This window comes from Chryseobacterium sp. AG844, from assembly GCF_003182335.1.
Taxonomy (GTDB): Bacteria; Bacteroidota; Bacteroidia; order Flavobacteriales; family Weeksellaceae; genus Chryseobacterium; species Chryseobacterium cupriresistens.
This window is the reverse complement of the sequence record NZ_QGTV01000016.1, coordinates 45040-65093: the sequence shown is the minus strand read 5'-3', so window position 1 is coordinate 65093 and position 20054 is coordinate 45040. Positions and strand designations below refer to the sequence as shown.

Annotated in this window: 15 protein-coding genes; 9 read left to right on the top strand and 6 right to left on the bottom strand. The window is 36.9% G+C overall.

Going from position 1 to position 20054, the window contains the following annotated elements:
- Window positions 1-27 precede the first annotated feature (27 nt).
- The 4 genes from paaA to DEU40_RS15450 all read right to left on the bottom strand — a co-directional run bounded on the left by paaA (window position 28) and on the right by DEU40_RS15450 (window position 4272).
- The gene (gene paaA, locus DEU40_RS15465; RefSeq protein ID WP_110010672.1) at window positions 28-966 is read right to left on the bottom strand and encodes a 1,2-phenylacetyl-CoA epoxidase subunit PaaA; all 939 of its coding nucleotides are present in this window, start codon (window positions 964-966) and stop codon (window positions 28-30) included.
- A gap of 85 nt (window positions 967-1051) precedes the next feature.
- The gene (locus DEU40_RS15460) at window positions 1052-2137 is read right to left on the bottom strand and encodes a 2Fe-2S iron-sulfur cluster-binding protein (protein WP_110010671.1); all 1086 of its coding nucleotides are present in this window, start codon (window positions 2135-2137) and stop codon (window positions 1052-1054) included.
- Window positions 2137-3453, bottom strand: a complete 1317-nt coding sequence (locus DEU40_RS15455; protein WP_110010670.1) for a phenylacetate--CoA ligase family protein — start codon at window positions 3451-3453, stop codon at window positions 2137-2139. The genes DEU40_RS15460 and DEU40_RS15455 overlap by 1 nt, the downstream gene beginning before the upstream one ends.
- 240 nt (window positions 3454-3693) lie before the next feature.
- Entirely contained in the window at window positions 3694-4272 is a 579-nt protein-coding gene (locus DEU40_RS15450; RefSeq protein WP_110010669.1) for a TetR/AcrR family transcriptional regulator, read from the bottom strand.
- Window positions 4273-4639: 367 nt separating this feature from the next.
- On the opposite strand from DEU40_RS15450, the gene clpB reads away from it, so the two are divergent.
- The 9 genes from clpB (at window position 4640) to DEU40_RS15405 (ending at window position 15513) form a co-directional block, all read left to right on the top strand.
- Window positions 4640-7231: an ATP-dependent chaperone ClpB gene (gene clpB, locus DEU40_RS15445; RefSeq protein WP_110010668.1), complete on the top strand. Its 2592-nt coding sequence runs from the start codon at window positions 4640-4642 to the stop codon at window positions 7229-7231.
- Window positions 7232-7551: 320 nt separating this feature from the next.
- Window positions 7552-8556, top strand: coding sequence for a zinc metalloprotease (locus tag DEU40_RS15440; RefSeq protein WP_110010667.1), 1005 nt, complete (start codon window positions 7552-7554; stop codon window positions 8554-8556).
- Between the two features lie 248 nt (window positions 8557-8804).
- A complete protein-coding gene (locus DEU40_RS15435) occupies window positions 8805-9326 on the top strand; it encodes a hypothetical protein (protein ID WP_110010666.1) in 522 nt (173 codons plus the stop codon).
- Window positions 9327-9351: 25 nt separating this feature from the next.
- A complete protein-coding gene (locus DEU40_RS15430; RefSeq protein WP_110010665.1) occupies window positions 9352-9996 on the top strand; it encodes a hypothetical protein in 645 nt (214 codons plus the stop codon).
- Window positions 9997-10028: 32 nt separating this feature from the next.
- Complete coding sequence (locus tag DEU40_RS15425) at window positions 10029-10760, top strand: sensor histidine kinase (RefSeq protein WP_228406532.1); 732 nt, start codon at window positions 10029-10031, stop codon at window positions 10758-10760.
- The gene (locus tag DEU40_RS15420) at window positions 10757-11398 is read left to right on the top strand and encodes a response regulator transcription factor (RefSeq protein ID WP_110010663.1); all 642 of its coding nucleotides are present in this window, start codon (window positions 10757-10759) and stop codon (window positions 11396-11398) included. Before DEU40_RS15425 ends, DEU40_RS15420 begins: the two co-directional genes overlap by 4 nt.
- A 248-nt stretch (window positions 11399-11646) precedes the next feature.
- Window positions 11647-12651, top strand: a complete 1005-nt coding sequence (locus DEU40_RS15415; RefSeq protein WP_110010662.1) for a zinc metalloprotease — start codon at window positions 11647-11649, stop codon at window positions 12649-12651.
- 354 nt (window positions 12652-13005) lie between these two features.
- Entirely contained in the window at window positions 13006-14019 is a 1014-nt protein-coding gene (locus DEU40_RS15410; protein WP_110010661.1) for a zinc metalloprotease, read from the top strand.
- 108 nt (window positions 14020-14127) lie between these two features.
- On the top strand, window positions 14128-15513 hold the full coding sequence (locus DEU40_RS15405) for a phosphatase PAP2 family protein (RefSeq protein ID WP_110010660.1): 1386 nt from the start codon (window positions 14128-14130) through the stop codon (window positions 15511-15513).
- A gap of 35 nt (window positions 15514-15548) precedes the next feature.
- Here DEU40_RS15405 and DEU40_RS15400 read toward each other — a convergent pair whose 3' ends face one another.
- Together DEU40_RS15400 and DEU40_RS15395 are read right to left on the bottom strand one after the other, a co-directional pair.
- The gene (locus DEU40_RS15400) at window positions 15549-17414 is read right to left on the bottom strand and encodes a M1 family metallopeptidase (protein ID WP_110010720.1); all 1866 of its coding nucleotides are present in this window, start codon (window positions 17412-17414) and stop codon (window positions 15549-15551) included.
- 106 nt (window positions 17415-17520) lie between these two features.
- Complete coding sequence (locus DEU40_RS15395; RefSeq protein ID WP_110010659.1) at window positions 17521-19890, bottom strand: outer membrane beta-barrel family protein; 2370 nt, start codon at window positions 19888-19890, stop codon at window positions 17521-17523.
- Window positions 19891-20054 lie beyond the last annotated feature (164 nt).

Below are 20054 nucleotides of genomic sequence, written 5' to 3'. Positions count from 1 at the left end.
TTTCTACATTGGTATATTGTTACATTATTATATTACTTCTTTTTGTTGTTTTTCTGCAAAAGCCGCCGCAGCTTCTTTTACCCAAGCATTCTCTCTTTGCGCTTTTCTCTTTGTTTCGATACGCTTTTTGTTGCAAGGTCCGTTTCCTTTTAAGATTTCCATGAATTCATCCCAGGGAAGTTCTCCGAAATCGTAATGCTGTCTCTCCTCATTCCATTTCAGGTCTTTATCCGGAATAGTTAATCCAAGGAACTCAGCCTGAGAAACGGTAACATCGATAAATCTCTGACGAAGACTGTCGTTACTTTCTCTTTTTACTCTGTAGTTCATAGAGATTTTAGAGTTGGGTGAGCTGTCATCATTAGGTCCGAACATCATCAGAGCCGGCCACCAGAAACGGTTTAACGAAGCCTGAGCCATTTCTTTCTGTTGTTTTGTTCCACGGCACAATGCCATAAGAATTTCATATCCTTGTCTTTGGTGGAAAGATTCTTCCTTACAGATTTTCACCATCGCTCTTGAATAAGGACCGTAAGAATTCCCCATCAGCATTACCTGGTTCATAATAGCCGCACCATCTACTAACCAACCGATGGCACCGATATCTGCCCAACTTAGGGTAGGATAATTGAAAATACTTGAATATTTTGCTTTTCCTTCCAGCATATCATCATAGGTAGCATCTCGGTCTGCTCGGATGCTTCCGTCTCCTAATGTTTCAGTGGCAGAATAAAGATATAAGCCGTGACCAGCCTCATCCTGAACTTTCGCTAAAAGAGCCATTTTTCTTCTCAATGATGGTGCTCTGGAAATCCAGTTGGCTTCCGGCAGCATTCCTACAATTTCGGAATGGGCGTGCTGTGAAATCTGACGAACCAATAATTTCCTGTAATCATCAGGCATTACATCTTTTGGTTCTACTTTATTTTCTTCGTGAACGTATTGAACAAATTTTTCTAAGTCCATAATTTTTTCAATTTAACAATGTATTAGTCTAGCAATGTACCAATGATTGTTATATTGGTACATTGTTATATTGTTACATTAATTTTTAAACATCATAATTAAGCATCACCACATTGGTTGTAGGGTGACATTGGCAGGTAAGAACATAGCCTCTGGCTACTTCTTCTTCGGTAAGCGCATAGTTTTTCTCCATGAAAACTTCTCCTTCCAAAACCTGTGCTTTACACGTACAACAAACACCTCCTTTACATGCAAAAGGTACAGGAAGATTGTCTTTCAATGCTTTATCTAAGATACTCTCTTTTTTAGAATTAAGATGGAACGAATATTCATCATCATCAATAATTACCGTTACCATACTTTCAATATTGGCAATGGCCTTGAATTCATCACTCATTTCCTCCGTATTTTCTTCATCCGGAGCAGTGAAATATTCAAATAATACCTGAATAGCAGGTACTTTTTTATCTTTTTTCAGATAATCTGCAATCCCTTTAATCATCTCTGACGGACCGCAAATAAAATAAGTAGCTTCTTTTACATCAATATCTGTATATCTTTCAAACAGCTGTTCTAATTTTTCTGATGAAATCCTTCCTTCAAAAACCGGATCTTCATGTTTCTCACGGCTTACTAAATAAACCACTTTAAGCCTGCCATTGAAGTGCTCAACCAGCTTATCGATCTCTGCTTTTCTTAAAACATGATTCATGCTTCTGTTGCTGTAGAACAGATAAGCATTACTGTTAGGTTCCTGATAAAGACTTTCTTTAATATTGGATAATACAGGTGTAATTCCGCTACCTGCAGCCAGTCCGACATAAGTTTTTACATTGCTTGGGTGATAAGAGGTATTAAAACCACCCATCGGAGGCATTACTTCCAGCACTTCATCCATATGAAGATGCTCATTGAAATAGCCAGATACCTTTCCACCCTCCAATAATTTCACCAGTACCTCCAGTGTATTGCCTTTTTCACTTGGAGCATTACAAATAGAGTAAGAACGTCTTTCTTCATTTCCGTTGATTATCATCCGGAAATTCAGATACTGTCCCTGTTTAAACCTGAACTTGTCTTTCAGTTCTTCAGGAATTTCTACCGCCACATTCACTGCTTCGGAAGTATCTTTCTGAACTTTAACTGTTTTAAGTTTATAAAATGAATTCATTATTTTTTAAGTATTCTATTAATTTTTCCACCTTCGCACTTTGGCAAGCTGTCCTGAGCATGAACTTTTACTTTCGTAGTGATTCCTACTCTCTTTTTTATTTCGTTTTCTATGTTTTTCCCAAAGTTGCCGACAAAATTAAAATAATCATCGGTATTGGCTTCCATTTTCTGAGATTTTACCAATTCGTCATCTATTTCAACATCAATATCCAAAGCAATACACATGTGTTCTTTCTCTACAGGTGTTAAATAGTAATTGGGAACCACTCCTTTTACATAAGAAAAAGCATCTTCAATCTGGCTTGGGTATACGTTTACTCCTCGTACGATCAGCATATCATCTGCTCTTCCTACAATGGGTTTCATTTTCACCATTGTTCTTTTGGCATTTTCATCGTAGTAAAGGCTTGTAATGTCATTCGTCCAGTAACGTAAAAGCGGCATTGCTTTTTTTGTTAAAGTAGTAATCACTAAAACCCCTTCTTCTCCAAAAGGAACCGGCTGTTTCGTAATAGGATCTAAAATCTCGGGATAAAAATGATCCTCCCAGATATAAGCTCCTCCCTTCTCTTCGAAATCCTCCATGGAAACTCCGGGACCGATAATTTCGCTTAATCCATAGATATTGGTTGCATGAACGCCTAATCTTTCTTCAATGTGGCCTCTTATAATCTCCGTCCATGGCTCTGAACCTAATACGGCATATTTAAGACTGATTTCATCTGCTGATATTCCTCTTTTTGCAAATTCATCAGCAATCGTTAAAGCATATGAAGGAGAACAGCAGATCACTTCCGGTTTAAAATCTACAATAAGATCTACCTGTCTTGCCGTCATTCCCCCTGAAATGGGAAGAACACTCATTCCCAGCATTTCGGCTCCGTAATGAAGACCTAATCCTCCTGTAAAAATCCCATAACCATAAGCATTATGTAACTGCATTCCCGGTTTAGCACCAGCAGCATTCAGTGATCTTGCCACCACTTCACTGAAAAGGTCTACATCTTCTTTTGTATATCCTACCACAGTCGGCTTTCCTGTCGTTCCGCTTGAGCAGTGGATACGCTGAAGCTCATTTTTAGGAACCGTAAATAATCCGAACGGATAGTTATCTCTTAAATCCTGCTTGTAAGTAATAGGAAGTTTCGTGATATCCTCAATCGACCTTATATCCTGAGGGGATATTTGAAGTTCATCAAATTTCTTTTTATAAAATTCCGACTTCTCTTCCAAATAGCTGATCAGGCTGATCAACCGGTCGGATTGAAGCTGTCTCAACTGACCCAGCTCCAGATATTCAACTGAAAAATCCATAAAACTAACTAACATTTGTTAGGTGTAAATTTAAAAAGATTTCGGAAGCTGACAAAATTTTTATGACTTTTGTCATATTTCGAATGATTCTAAATAAGAAAGACGGTTAAATTATGTCCAATGTCATTCTGAGCGGAACGAAGTGTAGAGAAGAATCTTTTAAAAATCTAACAGTCTGTCACGAGATTCTTCCTTCGTCAGAAATCGAAGATTTGACGTAGTCAACGACAACCGATGTGCTTATTTTTTCTGGTTTCCAAGCAGGCCGAAAAGAATTTTCTCTCTGATTTCTTCGGTAATTTCATCCGTAGAATCACTGCTTCTTTTGAACCAGAAATAGGAATTATTTAAAGTATGAAGGATAAATCTGGTGGTAAATGACGGAGATTTTAACTCCCAGCTTTCAGCTTTATAGATCTCGGAAATCAGTTCTTCAACCTCTTGCTGATAGTTTTTTCTTAATTCTACAAATTCAGAAAGTCTTTCTTCAAGGTGTTTCCATTCATTGGAATAGATATGGGTAACATCGCGGTTTTTAAGAACAACCGAAAGGTGCTTATCCAATAACAGGTTCAGCTTTTCCTTGGGAGCAATATCTGTATTTTTTACTTCCTGAAGCTCATCGAAAAACTCCTGAGCAATGCCAAAGCAAATCCATTCCAGAATTTCTTCCTTTGAACGGATATGTGCATACAATGATGCTGCTTTGATATTAAGTTTTGTAGCCAGGTCTCTTACTGAGCTTCCCATATACCCTTTCTCTTTGAAAAGTTCTACTGCTACGTTGAGTATTTTTCTCTGTTTTTCTTTGAGTTCCATCTGGTAAAATGCAAAAGTAATTATTCTGATTTAAACTGTCGTTTTTTTGATCATAAAAAGAAAAAAGTCTTCATCTTCAGTTTAATCGTTGAGTTATTTATCTGCTATGACGATTTGTTCATCAATTGTAAAGAGATAATGACGAAACCGGAAATTTTGTCAAGTTAAATTTCCGTTAAAAATACAATATCCGGAAAATTTGTCCATTTTTTTTGTAAATTTAATAATTGAACAGTTTTTGCGATACAGTCATCGAATAAATGATTAAATAATTGATGGCATTAAGAAACTGAGCCTTAGAATTTGGTTTCTTGATGTTTTTTAAAAACTAAACTTTAAACGAATCATTACCAAAAATATATAAAATATGAACTTAAACCAATATACTGTAAAATCACAGGAAGCCATCCAGGCAGCACAACAGGTTGCGATGGAGTTTGGCAACCAAAGCATTGAACCTCAACATCTTCTTGAAGGAATTTTTCAGGTAGATGAAAATATTTCGCCTTTCTTATTAAAAAAATCTGAAGCAGATGCAGCATTAGTAAGAGAGCGCAACCGTGAAAATTTAGAAAAGCTTCCTAAAGTTCAGGGAGGAAATATTTATCTTTCACAATCTGCCAACAAAGTATTGCTGGACGCACCAAATATCGCTAAGAAGATGGGTGACGAATATGTAACGATTGAACACTTATGGTTATCTCTTTTGGACACCTCTTCTGAAGTTTCCAAAATGCTGAAAGATATGGGTGTAACCAAAAATCTGCTGGAAGGCGCAATTAAAGAATTAAGAAAAGGAAGTAAAGCTACTTCTGCAAGTTCAGAAGAAACGTATCAGTCTTTAAATAAATATGCTAAAAACTTTAATGAATTAGCAGCAGAGGGTAAGCTGGACCCTGTCATCGGACGTGATGAAGAAATCAGAAGGGTTTTGCAAATTCTTTCCAGAAGAACCAAAAACAACCCTATCCTTATCGGGGAACCGGGAGTAGGTAAAACCGCAATTGCTGAAGGAATTGCCCACAGAATTATCAGTGGCGACGTCCCTGAAAACCTGATGGATAAAACTCTCTATTCATTAGACATGGGAGCTTTGATCGCCGGAGCCAAATACAAAGGTGAATTTGAAGAGCGACTGAAATCTGTGGTGAATGAGGTAATCAAGTCTGATGGACAGATTATTCTTTTCATCGATGAGATCCACACTTTGGTAGGAGCCGGAGGTGGTGAAGGAGCAATGGATGCAGCCAACATTCTGAAACCTGCTTTAGCAAGGGGAGAATTAAGAGCCATTGGTGCCACTACATTGAACGAATACCAAAAGTATTTTGAAAAAGATAAAGCGTTGGAAAGACGTTTCCAGAAGGTAATGGTGGAAGAACCGGATACTGAATCTGCAATTTCTATCCTTCGTGGTATTAAAGATAAATACGAAGCTCACCACAAAGTAAGAATCAAAGATGAGGCAATTATTGCCGCTGTGGAAATGTCTCAAAGATATATTTCAGACCGTTTTTTACCGGATAAAGCCATTGACCTTATTGACGAGGCTTCTGCAAAGCTGAGAATGGAAATCAATTCCAAACCGGAAGAACTGGACGTTCTGGACAGAAAACTCATGCAGATGGAAATTGAGCTTGCGGCTATTTCAAGAGAAGGCAACCAGACCAAGATTGATCACCTTAAGGAAGATATTGCCAAAATATCCGAACAGAGAAATGAGATCAATGCCAAATGGCTGAAAGAAAAACAGAAAAGTGAAGATCTTACTCAGATCAAAAAAGATATTGAGTCTCTGAAACTTGAAGCTGAAAGAGCTTCAAGAGCAGGAGATTATGCAAAAGTAGCGGAGATCCAATACGGAAAACTTCGTGAAAAGGAAGAAGAGCTTGCCAAGGTTGAACTCGAAATGCAGAATCATCAGAATGAACTGATCAAAGAAGAAGTGACTGCTGAAAACATCTCTGAAGTGATTGCTAAATGGACAGGTATTCCTGTCACCAAATTGCTGCAATCAGAAAGAGACAAGTTACTGAATCTTGAAGCTGAACTGCACCACAGAGTTGTGGGACAGGATGAAGCGATTCAGGCAGTTGCAGATGCGATCAGAAGAAACAGAGCCGGATTGAGTGATGATAAAAAGCCTATCGGATCCTTTTTATTCCTGGGAACTACCGGAGTAGGTAAAACCGAGCTGGCAAAAGCACTGGCGGAATTTTTATTCGATGATGAGAACAATATGACCAGAATTGATATGAGTGAATATCAGGAACGTCACAGTGTTTCCAGATTAGTAGGAGCGCCTCCAGGATACGTAGGTTATGATGAAGGCGGACAATTGACTGAAGCAGTTAGAAGAAGACCTTACTCCGTAGTGCTTTTAGACGAGATTGAAAAAGCACATCCTGATGTCTTCAATACATTACTTCAGGTTTTGGATGACGGACGTCTGACGGATAATAAAGGCCGTGTAGTGAATTTCAAGAATTCCATCATCATTATGACTTCCAATTTAGGATCACATCTGATTCAGGAGAATTTTGAGAATCTTACGGAGGAAAATCAGGATGAAATTGTAGACAAAACAAAAGACGAAGTATTCGATCTGCTGAAACAAACGCTGCGTCCGGAATTCCTGAACAGAATTGATGAAATTGTACTCTTCCAGCCTTTAAGAAAAAAAGAAATCGGAAAAATTGTTCAGTATCAGCTGAGAGGGTTTAATGAAATGTTATCTAAACGAAACATTATTATGACTTTCACTCAGGACGCAGTAGATTATCTGATGGACAAAGGATATGATCCTGCCTTCGGAGCAAGACCACTGAAGAGAGTAATTCAGCAGGAAGTTTTAAACAAACTTTCTAAAGAGATTCTTGCAGGAAATGTAAACGACGGAGATAGAATTACGCTGGATTACTTTGTAGAAACAGGTTTGGTTTTCCGACCTACTGAATAATAAAATAGTTTTTTTCATATACATTATTTTTGTAAGTAAGTGCTGTAGAATAATCTGCAGCACTTATTTTTTATACCAACATCTTTTTAAGCAATTTATTTTCAATAAATAATAATTTACATTTAATTTCAAATTTTTAGAAAAAAATATTCCTATTAAAAAATCTAATCTGTAGCATATTTATTAAAAAATAATATTAATAATGTAAATATTTCATACAAAATAAAAATAAATTAAATTTAACATAAAATAATAACTGATTAATTAAATATATCATATTAAAATTTCACCTATATTCGTTTTACTAAAAACGAGATTTTATGAAAAAAACAATTTTCGGAGTCTTAATCACACTCCTGGTTTCATGTAATAATAATGAAACAGAAAACATTACTCCAGAGAACACAAACGTGGAAGAAACCAATATCACAGCCGGCAAAGAGGCCTTCTGCGGCTCTGATATTCTCAGAAAAAAACACCTTGCTGAAGATCCTGCAGCTATGCAGCGAATGCTTCAGATAGAAAGCCAGACCGCAAACTATATCGAGCAGAAAAAAATGGGTAAAGTTTTGCCTGACGGAAGCGTAGAAATACCGGTCATCTTCAATGTCCTTTACACAAAAGCATCAAATAACGTATCAGATGCCAGGATAAATTCCCAAATAGATGTACTTAATAAAGCCTTCGCATCTACACATTCTGATATTTCCAAGATTCCCGCAGAATTTCAACCGGTAAATGCAGGAGATACCAAAATTAAATTCAGATTGGCGGGCATTAACAGAAAGTCGACAAAGACTTCCAGATGGGCACCGGATGATAAAATGAAAAAAGCATCTACAGGAGGAATGGACTCTACGGATCCTAACCAGTATCTGAATATCTGGGTAGTTGATTATATGCCGTATCAGTCCGGATATGTCTTAGGATATGCTACTTTCCCGGAAGATGCAGGACTTTGGAACGACGGTGTTGTTATGATGGACGATTATGTGGGTGAAGGTGGTCCTGATGCCACTCATAATCAGGGAAGAGTAACAGTACACGAGGTTGGACATTACTTAAATCTAAGACATATCTGGGGAGACGCCAACTGTGGTAACGATTTCGTAGATGATACACCTCAACAGATTACAAAACACTCCGGTGTGCCAACTTATCCGAGATACGAAACCTGCGGTGGAGTTTCACGCTCTGTAATGTTTATGAATTACATGGATTATTCTGACGAAACAACATTATTTATGTTTACACAACAACAAAACAGCAGAATGCAGGCTACCATTTCAGCATCCGGCCCTCGCGCAGGATTAAGAGTTCTGTAAAAAATTTAAAAAACAATATAAAAGGTCGCTTGTGAAAGGCGACCTTTTGTGTTTTGCCCCCCGTATGCCTTTCAAAGAATTCAGATTGAAAGATTTTCTCCAAATTCCAACTTATTCTTTATAAAATATACAATCCGTAAAATCACGGTAAAAATAACAGTGTAATTCCCTATTAACAGATACATTTTCTACCATTATTTTTCCGAAATTTGCATATTAATTAAGTTTTATCCGCAAACCACTAAGCTATGAATACAGAATCAAACAATCCACTGGAACCTGGAATTATGTCAAACAGTCTTATCCAGGCTCTGATTGACAATTACCGTCAAAATCATCTCACTGCTATTAATACCGCCTTAGGAATACAAGATGCTCATTCCATCTGGTTTGATCTTCCTAAACTAAAAAGTTTTATTGCAAAGATCGAAGAAGAAGCTGCCAAAGTGAACCCAGCTGCATCTTCAGAAGACTTAGGGATCAGATTTTATTATGCTACTTATCCGAAACAGGAAAACTGGTCTATCATGGATTCACATCCTGTTCCGACAGAATATGCAGGAAGACACACGCTGGTGATGGTCCCAACATTAAAAAAAGCCAATGAAACCGGAGAGCTTATTGATTATGATTTCAATCCTTTTCAGAGTGCTGAAGGAAAATCTTTAGTATTAGCAAACAAAGGTACGGAAGAAGATGATGACACCGGTCTTGGAGAAAATAACGGAATACTTGTTCCACCAAAAGCTCCTTTAGGAGAGTCTTTTTAATTGTAGTATATTATATCAAAACTGTATGACAGAATTCCAGGAATTTGCACAACAAAGTCTGCTTTGGGCTGAAGGACTTGCCGCAGTCATAGCACTCTTTCATTATAACCGTTTAAAAGAACAATATTGGAATTTTTTTGTGTTTTATCTGGTATTTATTTTTCTTGGGGAAGCTTATGGCAAGTGGGGAAGTTTTGTTCATTTTACCAAAGCCCAGTATTATAACTACCTTTTAATGCCAATCCAGTTCGTATTTTTTTACTGGTTATATGCTGCAAAATCTTTAGGAAAACCCAAATTGTTTTGGATATTTTCCATTTTATATCTGCTTTCATTTATTCCCAACGAATTATATTTTTCCAAAAGTAAAATTGTATTTGCTTTCAACTATACGTTTGGGTGCCTTATTTTGATGCTTTTGGTAATAATGGAGTACTATAAACAAATTACTTCACAGGAAATTCTCAATTTCAATAAAAACAAAATGTTTTATATTAATCTTGGGATTACCCTATCATATATAGGAACATTACCTTTTATGTCATTTTTATCACTTCTGGTAAAATACAAGGAAATTTGGGATATATATTTTAGTTATTTTCTGGTATCAGTTTCAGTGATGTATATCTTATTTGCAAGTTCATTTATATGGGGAAAACAGAGCTCTTAATAGTTATCATTCTATTTAATATACTTTTTGTAATGTTTGTAACGGCAGTTTTGATCTACATCAGAAGTTACAAACAACGCAAGAAGGAACATCTGAATGAAATTGAAAGAAAAAATGAACTTCATCAGAGAGAGCTCCTTTCTACCCAACTGGAAATTCAGCAGGCCACCATGCAGCAGATCGGAAGAGAACTGCATGACAATATTGGTCAGAAACTTACCCTGGTAAGCCTCTATGTACAACAGATGCTTTATGAAAATAAAGTATCCGAAGCAAGTGAAAGAATTGATCAGGTTTCACAAATCATCAACCAATCTTTGCAGGATCTCAGAAGCTTGTCAAAAACACTTACAGACGACAATATCAACCAGAAGGAAATTGTAACTTTGATACAGGAAGAAGTAGACAATACCAATTCCTTTAAAAAGTGCCATGTAAGTTTTGAGCATAATTTTAAACAACTGGACTTAGGCTTTGTTCATAAAAATGTCCTTCTGAGGATTACCCAGGAGTTTATTCAGAACAGTATAAAACATTCCCGCTGTAAAAATATTTTTATCAGCCTGAATACGTCTGAAGACATCCTTTGGGAACTTGATATTCGTGATGATGGAATCGGGTTCGATACTTCACAGATCAAATCCAACGGAATAGGCCTTACCAATATGAAAAACAGAGCTGAAATCATAGGAGCTAGTTTTCGTATGGAAAGCCGGGAAAATGCAGGAACCCAAATCAATATTATCTTAAAAAAGCAGTCATGAAAAAATCTATCGTAATTGTTGACGACCATATACTTATTGCAAAAGCCCTGGAAGGAATTATAGGTAACTTCAGTGAATTTGAAGTCATCTATGTAAGTGAGAACGGGAAAGACCTTATCCAAAAATTTGAAGAAGGCAATGCCATTCCTGATATTATTCTTTTAGATATCAGCATGCCTATTATGGACGGTTTTGAAACGGCAGTCTGGCTTACAAAAAACCATCCCGATATTAAAATTATGGCTCTCAGTATGCAGGGAGATGACAACAGTGTAATCAAGATGATCAAAAGCGGAGCAAAAGGTTATCTGTTGAAAAACACCCATCCAAGAGATCTGGAAACCGCACTTACCCGACTTAATAGTGATGGCTTCTTTTATCCGGACTGGGCTTCCAAAATCATATTTTCCAACCTGAACAAAGAGACTGAATCTGAAATGGCAATAAAAATTTCAGACAGAGAAAAAGAGTTTCTGAAATACACTGTAACCGAACTCAGTTATAAGGAAATTGCCGACAGAATGTGCTGCAGTCCGAGAACAGTAGAAAGCTATCGCGATCAGCTTTGTGAAAAACTGGATCTTAAAACCCGCGTAGGGCTAGCGGTTTTTGCCATTAAAAATGGTTTCGCTAATTAAGTTTTATAGTAAAAAAATTCTTTTAAAAATAAATTTAAACGAAAAGTATACACATAAAATAGTTAAAAACTAAAAACGAATCAGTAGTTTTTCTAAAATTGATTAAAATTCAATACATTTCAAGTAATAGTAAGATTTAATCAAACAAACAAGTCAAATATTGACAATATATCAAATAAATTAAAAAATTATTTGCATATTAATTTCAAATAATATAATTTCACAACCTCAACCTAAATGATTTTGATATGAAAAAACTATTATTTGGAGCTTTTATGCTCACTGTAATGTCTGCATGTAACACTGACAGCGTTACTAATCAAAATGAAAACACAACTGACGAAGCAGTAGCAACTGCAGGTTTTGCTCAAAGGGGCTGTGCGTCTGAGGAAATCAGACAGGAAGCATTGAAAAGAAGCCCTGAACTCCAACAAAGATTTGCAGCATTAGAAACCAATACAGAAAAGTTCGCCAACGATGTAAAATTTGGAAAAGTTTTAGCTGATGGTACTGTAGAAATCCCGGTTGTAGTGAATGTTATATACAGAACTACAGCTGAAAACGTTTCTGATGCAAGAATTGCTGAACAAATTGCAGTATTAAATGCTGACTATTCCGGTACCAACACTGATGCCAGCAAAATTCCAACTGAATTCCAGGCTGTAAGTTCCGGTGACACAAAAGTAAAATTCAGACTGGTAAATACTGTTAGAAAATCTACCACAAAAACCGGATGGGCTACCAATGATGATATGAAAAAAGCATCTAAAGGAGGAATTGATGCTACTAATCCTACCAATTATTTAAATTTATGGGTTGTAGGTAAAATGACCAGCCAGGGACGTACCATTCTTGGGTATGCAACATTCCCTGAATCTGCAGGTCTATGGAATGACGGTGTTGTAATTGCTGCTCCATATTTTGGAAAGACAGGAGCTTCTTCACCTTTCAACCTGGGAAGAACAGCAACACATGAAGTAGGACACTACTTAAACTTAAGACACATCTGGGGAGATGCTAATTGTGGAAATGACCAGGTAAGTGACACTCCTACACAAACTACAGCAAATTACGGAAAACCTTCGTACCCGCTATATAATACTTGCAGCGGTGTACAGAGATCTGTAATGTTTATGAATTACATGGATTATGTAGATGATGCAGCAATGTTTATGTTCTCTGCAGGACAAAAAACAAGAATGCAGTCTGTAGTAGCTTCTTCTGGTGCAAGATCCGGATTGAGAGTATATTAAAATTTAAATATTGACAAACTTAAGATCTATCTCAAATTGAGATAGATTTTTTTATTATATCTATCTCCTGAAATTAAATCTCATTTACGTTTTCAGCAACATTCCGTTTGTATAAAATATCCTATAAAAAACAATAAAAACATGAAATTATTCACGCATAAAATCCGATTGATTATTAAATATAAACAAAACAATTAATTTTAACTAAAATTCAATTAAACATCATTTTATTTACATTTAATTCAAGCAAATACTATATAATTTAAAAATTAACTATCTTTTTCAATAAATGATTTGCATATTAATCACAAATGATATAATTTCACACCCTCAACCAAATTATATTATAACGATATGAAAAAATTCTTAATGGGAGCCCTGGTCCTGGGCTTTATGTCGGCATGTAACACCGACAGTTTAACCACTCAAAATGAAACACCTGCGGATCAGGAAAATTCTGTTCCAAGTGCTCTTAAAAGAAGCTGCCCTTCGGAAGAAATCAGACAAGCAATGCTTTTGAAAAACCCAGCGCTACAAAAGAAAATAGCGGATATTGAATCCGGTACTGAAAAATTTGCAGAAAACCTTAAAGTGGGAAAAGTTCTTGCAGACGGAACTGTTGAGATCCCGGTAGTTTTTAATGTCATCTATAACACTTCTACTCAAAATGTTTCTGACACAAGAATTGCAGAACAAATTGCTGTTCTTAATGCCGATTACGGAGGCACCAATTCTGATGTTACGAAAATTCCTTCGGCATTTCAGCCTGCCGCAGCAGGTGATGTAAAAATCCGTTTCAAATTAGTTGCAACCAACCGTAAACAGAGTTCAAAAACAGGCTGGAGATCTGATCTTGAACAAATGAAAAAAGCCAGCACCGGAGGAATTGACGCTACTGATGTCAATAAAAACCTGAATATCTGGGTTGTAAATTCAATTCTTGACGAAAACAATCAACCTGGAACGCTGGGCTACGCTTATTATCCTGAACATGCAGGACAATGGTATGACGGCCTTGTAATAGGTTATCAGTATATAGGAAAAACAGGTGCTTCAGCTCCGTTTAATTTAGGAAGAACAGTAACCCATGAAGTAGGACATTACCTGAACCTTCCACACCTTTGGGGATCATCAGACACAGGCTGCCAGACAGATTACTCTAATGATACTCCTACATCTCCCGGCCCTAATTATGGAAATCCCACCTACCCTCTAAACAGAATTTGTGGAGGTGTAAGCCGTTCTCAGATGTTTATGAATTATATGGATTATGTAGATGACAAATCTATGTTTATGTTCTCTGCCAACCAAAAAACACGAATGCAGGCTGTAGTATCAGCATCGGGACCAAGAGCAGGATTAAGATAATCAGCCGGATTGCTTAGAAATATTATAAAAATATTAAAATAGTCTATCTCAATTTTTGGGATAGATTTTTTTAATATTTTTACGCAATTTAAATTCAACACCACTACGATGAAAAAAATAGCATTAGCATCAGGAATACTATTGCAATTATCCTGTATTAAAGCACAGGATACTATCCCATCCCGAAATCTCAAGGAAGATCTGGCACTTATCAATTCAGGGTATACAATTCAGGAGAAAACTCCTTTTTTCCAAAAAGAATGGGTAAAAATATCGGTGGCTCCAGCTCTACTTTTTACGGCAGCCGCAGCAACATGGGGAGAAAAAGAGAATATTCGCGAGGTAAGAAACCGATACCTTCCCAACTTCAAAGTAAAATATGATGATTATCTGCAATACGCTCCTGCTGCTGCAGTCTATGGATTAAAACTGGCAGGTGTAAAAGGGCGTAATAATATAGGACGGGCTACTTTATCCTACGGCACCAGCTTAGCCATCATGGCGATTTTAGTCAACTCTATTAAATATACAGCAAAAGTGGAACGTCCCGATGGATCCAAAAACAACTCTTTCCCATCAGGACATGCCGCAATGGCTTTTACCAATGCCACATTTCTACACAAAGAATATGGTTTGGTGAATCCGGCTTACAGTATTGCCGGATATGGTTCTGCTACTCTTACAGGACTTGGACGAAATTTAAACAACAGACACTGGGTTCCGGATATTCTTGCCGGCGCAGGTATCGGAATTATATCAACAGAACTGGGGTATTTTTTTATTGACAAAATTTATAAAAACAAGGGTGATAATTTAAGTATCTTATCCAGAATACAGGGTAACGACTATCCATCCTTTCTTTCTTTAAAAATGGGAACTGCGTTTGGTACCACTAACTTCCTGAGGGAATCTGAACTTGATGATAAAAAACAAATCGGTTTTGAGGGCGGACTGGAAGGCGCTTATTTCTTTTCAAAAAAATGGGGTGTGGGTGCCGATGTATCTTTCAGCAGCTTCCCTATTAAATCTCAAAGAATAACATTGGATGACGGGCAGGATTTTGGTGATCATGAAATCAAAACACAATCCATGGGATTCCTTTCTGCAGGTATTGGGCCTTATTTTTCCCATGAATTATCAGATAAATGGCAACTTACTTTAAAGATTACCGGAGGATATGCCGCTACTGCCACTGGAAAAGTATTTGTAAAGGGAGAGGATATCGATGCTCCCAACCATGAGCTCCAAATAGCCAGATATAAACCAAAACCAGCTTTCCGATGGAATACAGGTGCTTCTATGACTTATAAGTTTAATCCGGGATTAGGTCTTACTTTCTATACGGATTACAATCAGATCAACTCAACCATTCGTTATTACTTCAGCGATGAAATTAAGGAAAGTGCTGAACTGGATCAGGAACTGAACAACCTGATTGCTAAAGAAAAAATCAATTATATCACGCTAGGTTTACGATTGACAGCCTATTTTTAAAACAAGAAAGCCTCCAGAATCTGAAGGCTTTACTTTTATAAGTTTTTACGGTTGTCATCCGGAGTATAATCCATAAAGATATCTCCGTCCAGCTGTACCGATTTTATCTTCTTCTTAATAGGAATGACAAGGTCAGTCAGCTTCTGGTCTTTTTCCCATACTGAAGGTGAAAAATGGATTTTTTCTGTCGTTCCATCATCATAAGACAGGATGGCATCAAACGGAATGGCAAAACCTCCTACATTCGCTACGTTGATGGTAAGCATGTCATTCATCTGGGATGCTCCTGTTACTTTTAAATCTATATAATTATTGGTATAAAACCAATTATGGAAGAACCAGTTCAGATTTTTTCCTGATCCCGTATTCATAGAATTGAAATAATCCCATGGCACAGGATGTTTCCCGTTCCAGTTGTCCATATAATGGTGTAATGCTTTTTTGAAGAGTTCATCTCCCAGATAATCTTTCAGCGCCAGATAAGACAATGAAGATTTTACATAGGAGTTGTTTCCATATCCGGCACCGCTTACCTGCGTACTCATGGTAATTATCGGTTGATCCTGCTCTGCAGAAGGATCATTGATCCATTTTTTAACGCGGAAGTTTTTATAAAATTCCCTGGCAGCAGCTTCTCCGTTTTCATCAATCCCTATAAGATATTCCAGCGTGGTTGCCCAGCCTTCATCCATAAATGCATATCTGGTCTCATTGATTCCCATATAAAAAGGAAAGTAGGTATGGGCAATTTCATGATCTGCCGTAAGCCTTGCATCATTAAGATCATCAGGAATACTGGTATCATTAATCATCATAGGATATTCCATATCTGCGTATCCCTGGATAGCCGTCATTACGTTATAAGGATATTCTACGCCTGGCCAGTTTTTCGAGAACCAATCCAGGTTGTAACGCATCCAGTCTACATAATGTTCAAAATCTTTAGCTCCGTTTTTATATCCTGCCTGAACGCTGGCTCTTTTTGTTTTTAACTGAACGCTGGCGGCATCCCACACATAATGGTTACTCATCGCAAAACAGAAATCTGTAATATGGCTGGCTTTAAATTTCCAGACATTCCATTTATTCTGTTTGGTTACTTTACCGGACTTCATTTCCTGTTCTGTGGCAATATGCATCAGCTTATCACTTTTCAGGGAAGCTTTATATCTTTTTAAATATTGAGGCTGAAGCACAGCTTCCGGATTCAGAAAATCACCGGTTGCCCAGACTACATAATTTTTCGGTGCGGTGATGGCAAAACTGTAATCATTGAAATCATTATAAAACTCCTGTCTGTCTGAGTGTTGAAGCATATCCCATCCGTTGTAATCATCAAACACGGAAATCCTTGGAAAAGAATATGCCACATAGAATGTTTCAGGATCAATCTGTCCTTCTCTTCCACTCTGAACCGACAATGGATATTCCCACTCTATTTTAACCTCAGCTTTTGATTTGGATTTCAGGGCTGATTTTAATTTTACTTTTTCAACAGTACTCCAGTCATCACTGTTGATCTCATATTTTACATTGTTTACCGCAAAAGATTTAATTTTCAGCCCTGATGAAAGGAAATCTTTGGATACAAATCCTGATCTTGGCGACTGTGGCTTGTGAAGGTTATTCACAAATCGTATAGCCAGCTCATTCAGGTTATCAGGACTGTTGTTGGTATAAATAATGGTTTCTTTTCCGGAAACCACTTTTGTAGCAGCATCTACTTTCACCTCTACATTATACACTCCTTTATTCTGCCAGTAGTTTTTCCCTGGTGCTCCGGAGATATCACGTGTACCTCTTTCATACGCTTTTTTGATATTCCTCGGCATATACAATTCCTGAGCTGACAGCTGCAGTAAAGAAACTGCGATCAACATTCCGGAAAAAATTTTCTTCATAGCGATCTCTTTAAAGATAGGCATCAAAAATAGCGAAAATGTACCATCAGACGACCATTCTTTCACAATAATATTTCACCGTGATTAACTTTTATATTAAAATATTCTACAATCTATCTTGTTCGGCTGTTTTTTTAATTGTTTTGGCATTTTTAACTGATTGATTTCCAAAGTTGAATTTCAATGAAAATGTTACTCCCTGAGTATCGGTATAATCAAGAAAATAATTATCCTGATTTGCATATTTTGTACTGACTTTCTGCTCTGTAGATCTGAAAATATCGCTAAAAATAAGGCTGGCTTCCAGTTTTTTACTAAAGAATTTCCTGTTCATTACAAAATAAGCCAACCATAGAGAAGATATCCTGAATGTTCCCTGTATGCCGGGAGAATAGTAGCGGTGTCCCATTTCCATTTTCCAGTCGCTGTTTTTATCGAGCGTAAAGCTTGTTGAAATGTTTGAAACCCAGTTCCAGACTTTATTTTTATACAGCATTCCATCAACTCCTGTGAAATAATTTTCATTGTGTTCAAGGTTTTCAGAAAGGATGATATTCCACCATGGTTTCACCTGGAAATTTTTATAAAAGCTTAATCCGAAAGCCTCTCCTTTCTCAATATTGGTAAAATAATAGATCAGACTATTCGTACTGGGTTCCTGATAGGAAATTTCCATGGACGGATAAATTTCTTTTCTATAGTACAAATCCAGATTCCAGTCTTTCCATGAATAAGTAAGATTGAGATTGTGGGTAATCGTTGCTTTTAATTTGGGATCTCCCTGATAATAGGAAAACAGATTGTAGTAAGATTTTGCAGGATTCAGCCATGAATAGGACGGTCTGCTGATTCTTTTCCCATAGGAGAACCCAAATTCCTGTTTATTTTCTGTCGTGTACTGTGCATAAAAAGTGGGAAAGAATTTCCAATAATTACTTTTATTCAGTTCATAAGGTTTTGAAACCACACCTTCAAGATCTGTCATTTCCGCACGAAGACCTCCCTTGAAATTCCACTTCCCGATATTGTAGGTTAATGAAGAATACAAGGCAAAATTGTGTTCTTTATAATCAAAAATACTGCTTTTTTCCGGTCTGTATTGTAGTGTTCCGTTCTCGTTATCAGAGAAATCAAGTTGACTGCTGGTTTTTACAAAACTATACTTAATCCCCGATTCTAGTTCCAGTTTATCCCCTTTCCATTGGTAATCGAATTGGGTAGAATATAGCTGAACATCTGCTTTATTCTGGGTAAGGAAATTATCTTCTTTGGGAGGTTGCCCTGCAAAATTCAGATAGGTGATTACATTCTGATATTTATCGGCATTATTTCCGGTAAAATAATTAATCCAGGAAAGGCTGCTTTTCTTATTCATTTTCCTGTCTATCTGAAAACTTACAGAGTTATTGATGGAACGTGAGCGATGATCATTGATGGTAGTATAATCAGATTCTACCCTATCCTGCTGGTTAAAGATCAGCGTAGGAACATTATAGTTTCCGAAGGATTTTGGAGAAAAATACCCTGAGTAGTTGAGGCTAAGATTGGTCAGGCTGTCCAGTTCATATTCCACATTAAAATTCAGGGTATTCTGGTTATTGTTTTTATCCTTCCTGTTCATCGTACTTACCCATCGGGTTTGGCTTTCCGGATAGTTTACATAATCTGTTCCTTCCCGGTAGTACGTTCCCAGCCCTTTATAATAGCTCCCCATAATGGAAAGTTTATCTTTTTTATAATATTGGGAAAGACCGAAAACGCCTTTCGCATATTGTGTCTGTACATATTTGGATGAGAGAATGCCACGGTAACCTTCAATTTTATTCTTTTTCAGAACGATATTCAGTACTGCGCTTCCTGAGGCTTCATATTTTGCAGGTGGATTGGTAATCACTTCCACAGATTTCACTTCATCTCCCTGTGTATTTTCCAGAAGGTTTTTAAGCTCATCCCCTGTCAGCATTACTTTTTTATCATTAATCGTCACCAGAATTCCGGTACTTCCCTTTACACTCAATACACTGTTGCTGATAGTAACACCTGGTGTATTTTTCAGGATTTCCCAGGCATTGAGCGAAGAAATATTACTGTTTTCCAGATTAAATTCCAGACGGTCTACCTTTCTTTTCACCAAAGGCTTACGTTTCGTCATGACTACTCCTTCTATTTCCTGAGATTCTTTTTTAAGAACGATATTCAGAGGTTCAGGCTCTTTTAAATCCAATTTTTTCTCAAATAAAGAATATCCCTGATTTTTAACTATCAGCTTTACATCCTGTTTTTCTATACCCTCGAGTACAAACTTCCCGTGTTCATCCGTTTTTAATTCTTTGATCAATGCATTCTGAGCGTTATATACTTCTACCTTTACGAAAGAAAGTTTTTCATTTTCGGTGTTCATCACTGTACCTTCAGTTTTTTGTTGCTGGGCAAGAATCAAAGCTGGAAAACACAGAAGAAAAAGAATTTTATACATGGTTATTTTTTTATCCGTTCAAACAAAAACTATTGTTCTGTTCTATGGGTACAAAATTCTATATTGGCTGGTAAAAATACGGTTAATAGAAGGTTAATGATGGGTTAATGTCTTTTCTGTCATAAAATTACCAGCTTCAGATAAAGAAATGAAACTGTTTTTGA

What these genes read in the sequence shown, in the direction of transcription:
- paaA (WP_110010672.1), bottom strand. Translation starts at nt 966, where the DNA reads ATGGACTTAGAAAAATTTGTTCAATACGTTCACGAAGAAAATAAAGTA.
- DEU40_RS15460 (WP_110010671.1), bottom strand. Translation starts at nt 2,137, where the DNA reads ATGAATTCATTTTATAAACTTAAAACAGTTAAAGTTCAGAAAGATACT.
- DEU40_RS15455 (WP_110010670.1), bottom strand. Translation starts at nt 3,453, where the DNA reads ATGGATTTTTCAGTTGAATATCTGGAGCTGGGTCAGTTGAGACAGCTT.
- DEU40_RS15450 (WP_110010669.1), bottom strand. Translation starts at nt 4,272, where the DNA reads ATGGAACTCAAAGAAAAACAGAGAAAAATACTCAACGTAGCAGTAGAA.
- clpB (WP_110010668.1), top strand. Translation starts at nt 4,640, where the DNA reads ATGAACTTAAACCAATATACTGTAAAATCACAGGAAGCCATCCAGGCA.
- DEU40_RS15440 (WP_110010667.1), top strand. Translation starts at nt 7,552, where the DNA reads ATGAAAAAAACAATTTTCGGAGTCTTAATCACACTCCTGGTTTCATGT.
- DEU40_RS15435 (WP_110010666.1), top strand. Translation starts at nt 8,805, where the DNA reads ATGAATACAGAATCAAACAATCCACTGGAACCTGGAATTATGTCAAAC.
- DEU40_RS15430 (WP_110010665.1), top strand. Translation starts at nt 9,352, where the DNA reads ATGACAGAATTCCAGGAATTTGCACAACAAAGTCTGCTTTGGGCTGAA.
- DEU40_RS15425 (WP_228406532.1), top strand. Translation starts at nt 10,029, where the DNA reads ATGTTTGTAACGGCAGTTTTGATCTACATCAGAAGTTACAAACAACGC.
- DEU40_RS15420 (WP_110010663.1), top strand. Translation starts at nt 10,757, where the DNA reads ATGAAAAAATCTATCGTAATTGTTGACGACCATATACTTATTGCAAAA.
- DEU40_RS15415 (WP_110010662.1), top strand. Translation starts at nt 11,647, where the DNA reads ATGAAAAAACTATTATTTGGAGCTTTTATGCTCACTGTAATGTCTGCA.
- DEU40_RS15410 (WP_110010661.1), top strand. Translation starts at nt 13,006, where the DNA reads ATGAAAAAATTCTTAATGGGAGCCCTGGTCCTGGGCTTTATGTCGGCA.
- DEU40_RS15405 (WP_110010660.1), top strand. Translation starts at nt 14,128, where the DNA reads ATGAAAAAAATAGCATTAGCATCAGGAATACTATTGCAATTATCCTGT.
- DEU40_RS15400 (WP_110010720.1), bottom strand. Translation starts at nt 17,414, where the DNA reads ATGAAGAAAATTTTTTCCGGAATGTTGATCGCAGTTTCTTTACTGCAG.
- DEU40_RS15395 (WP_110010659.1), bottom strand. Translation starts at nt 19,890, where the DNA reads ATGTATAAAATTCTTTTTCTTCTGTGTTTTCCAGCTTTGATTCTTGCC.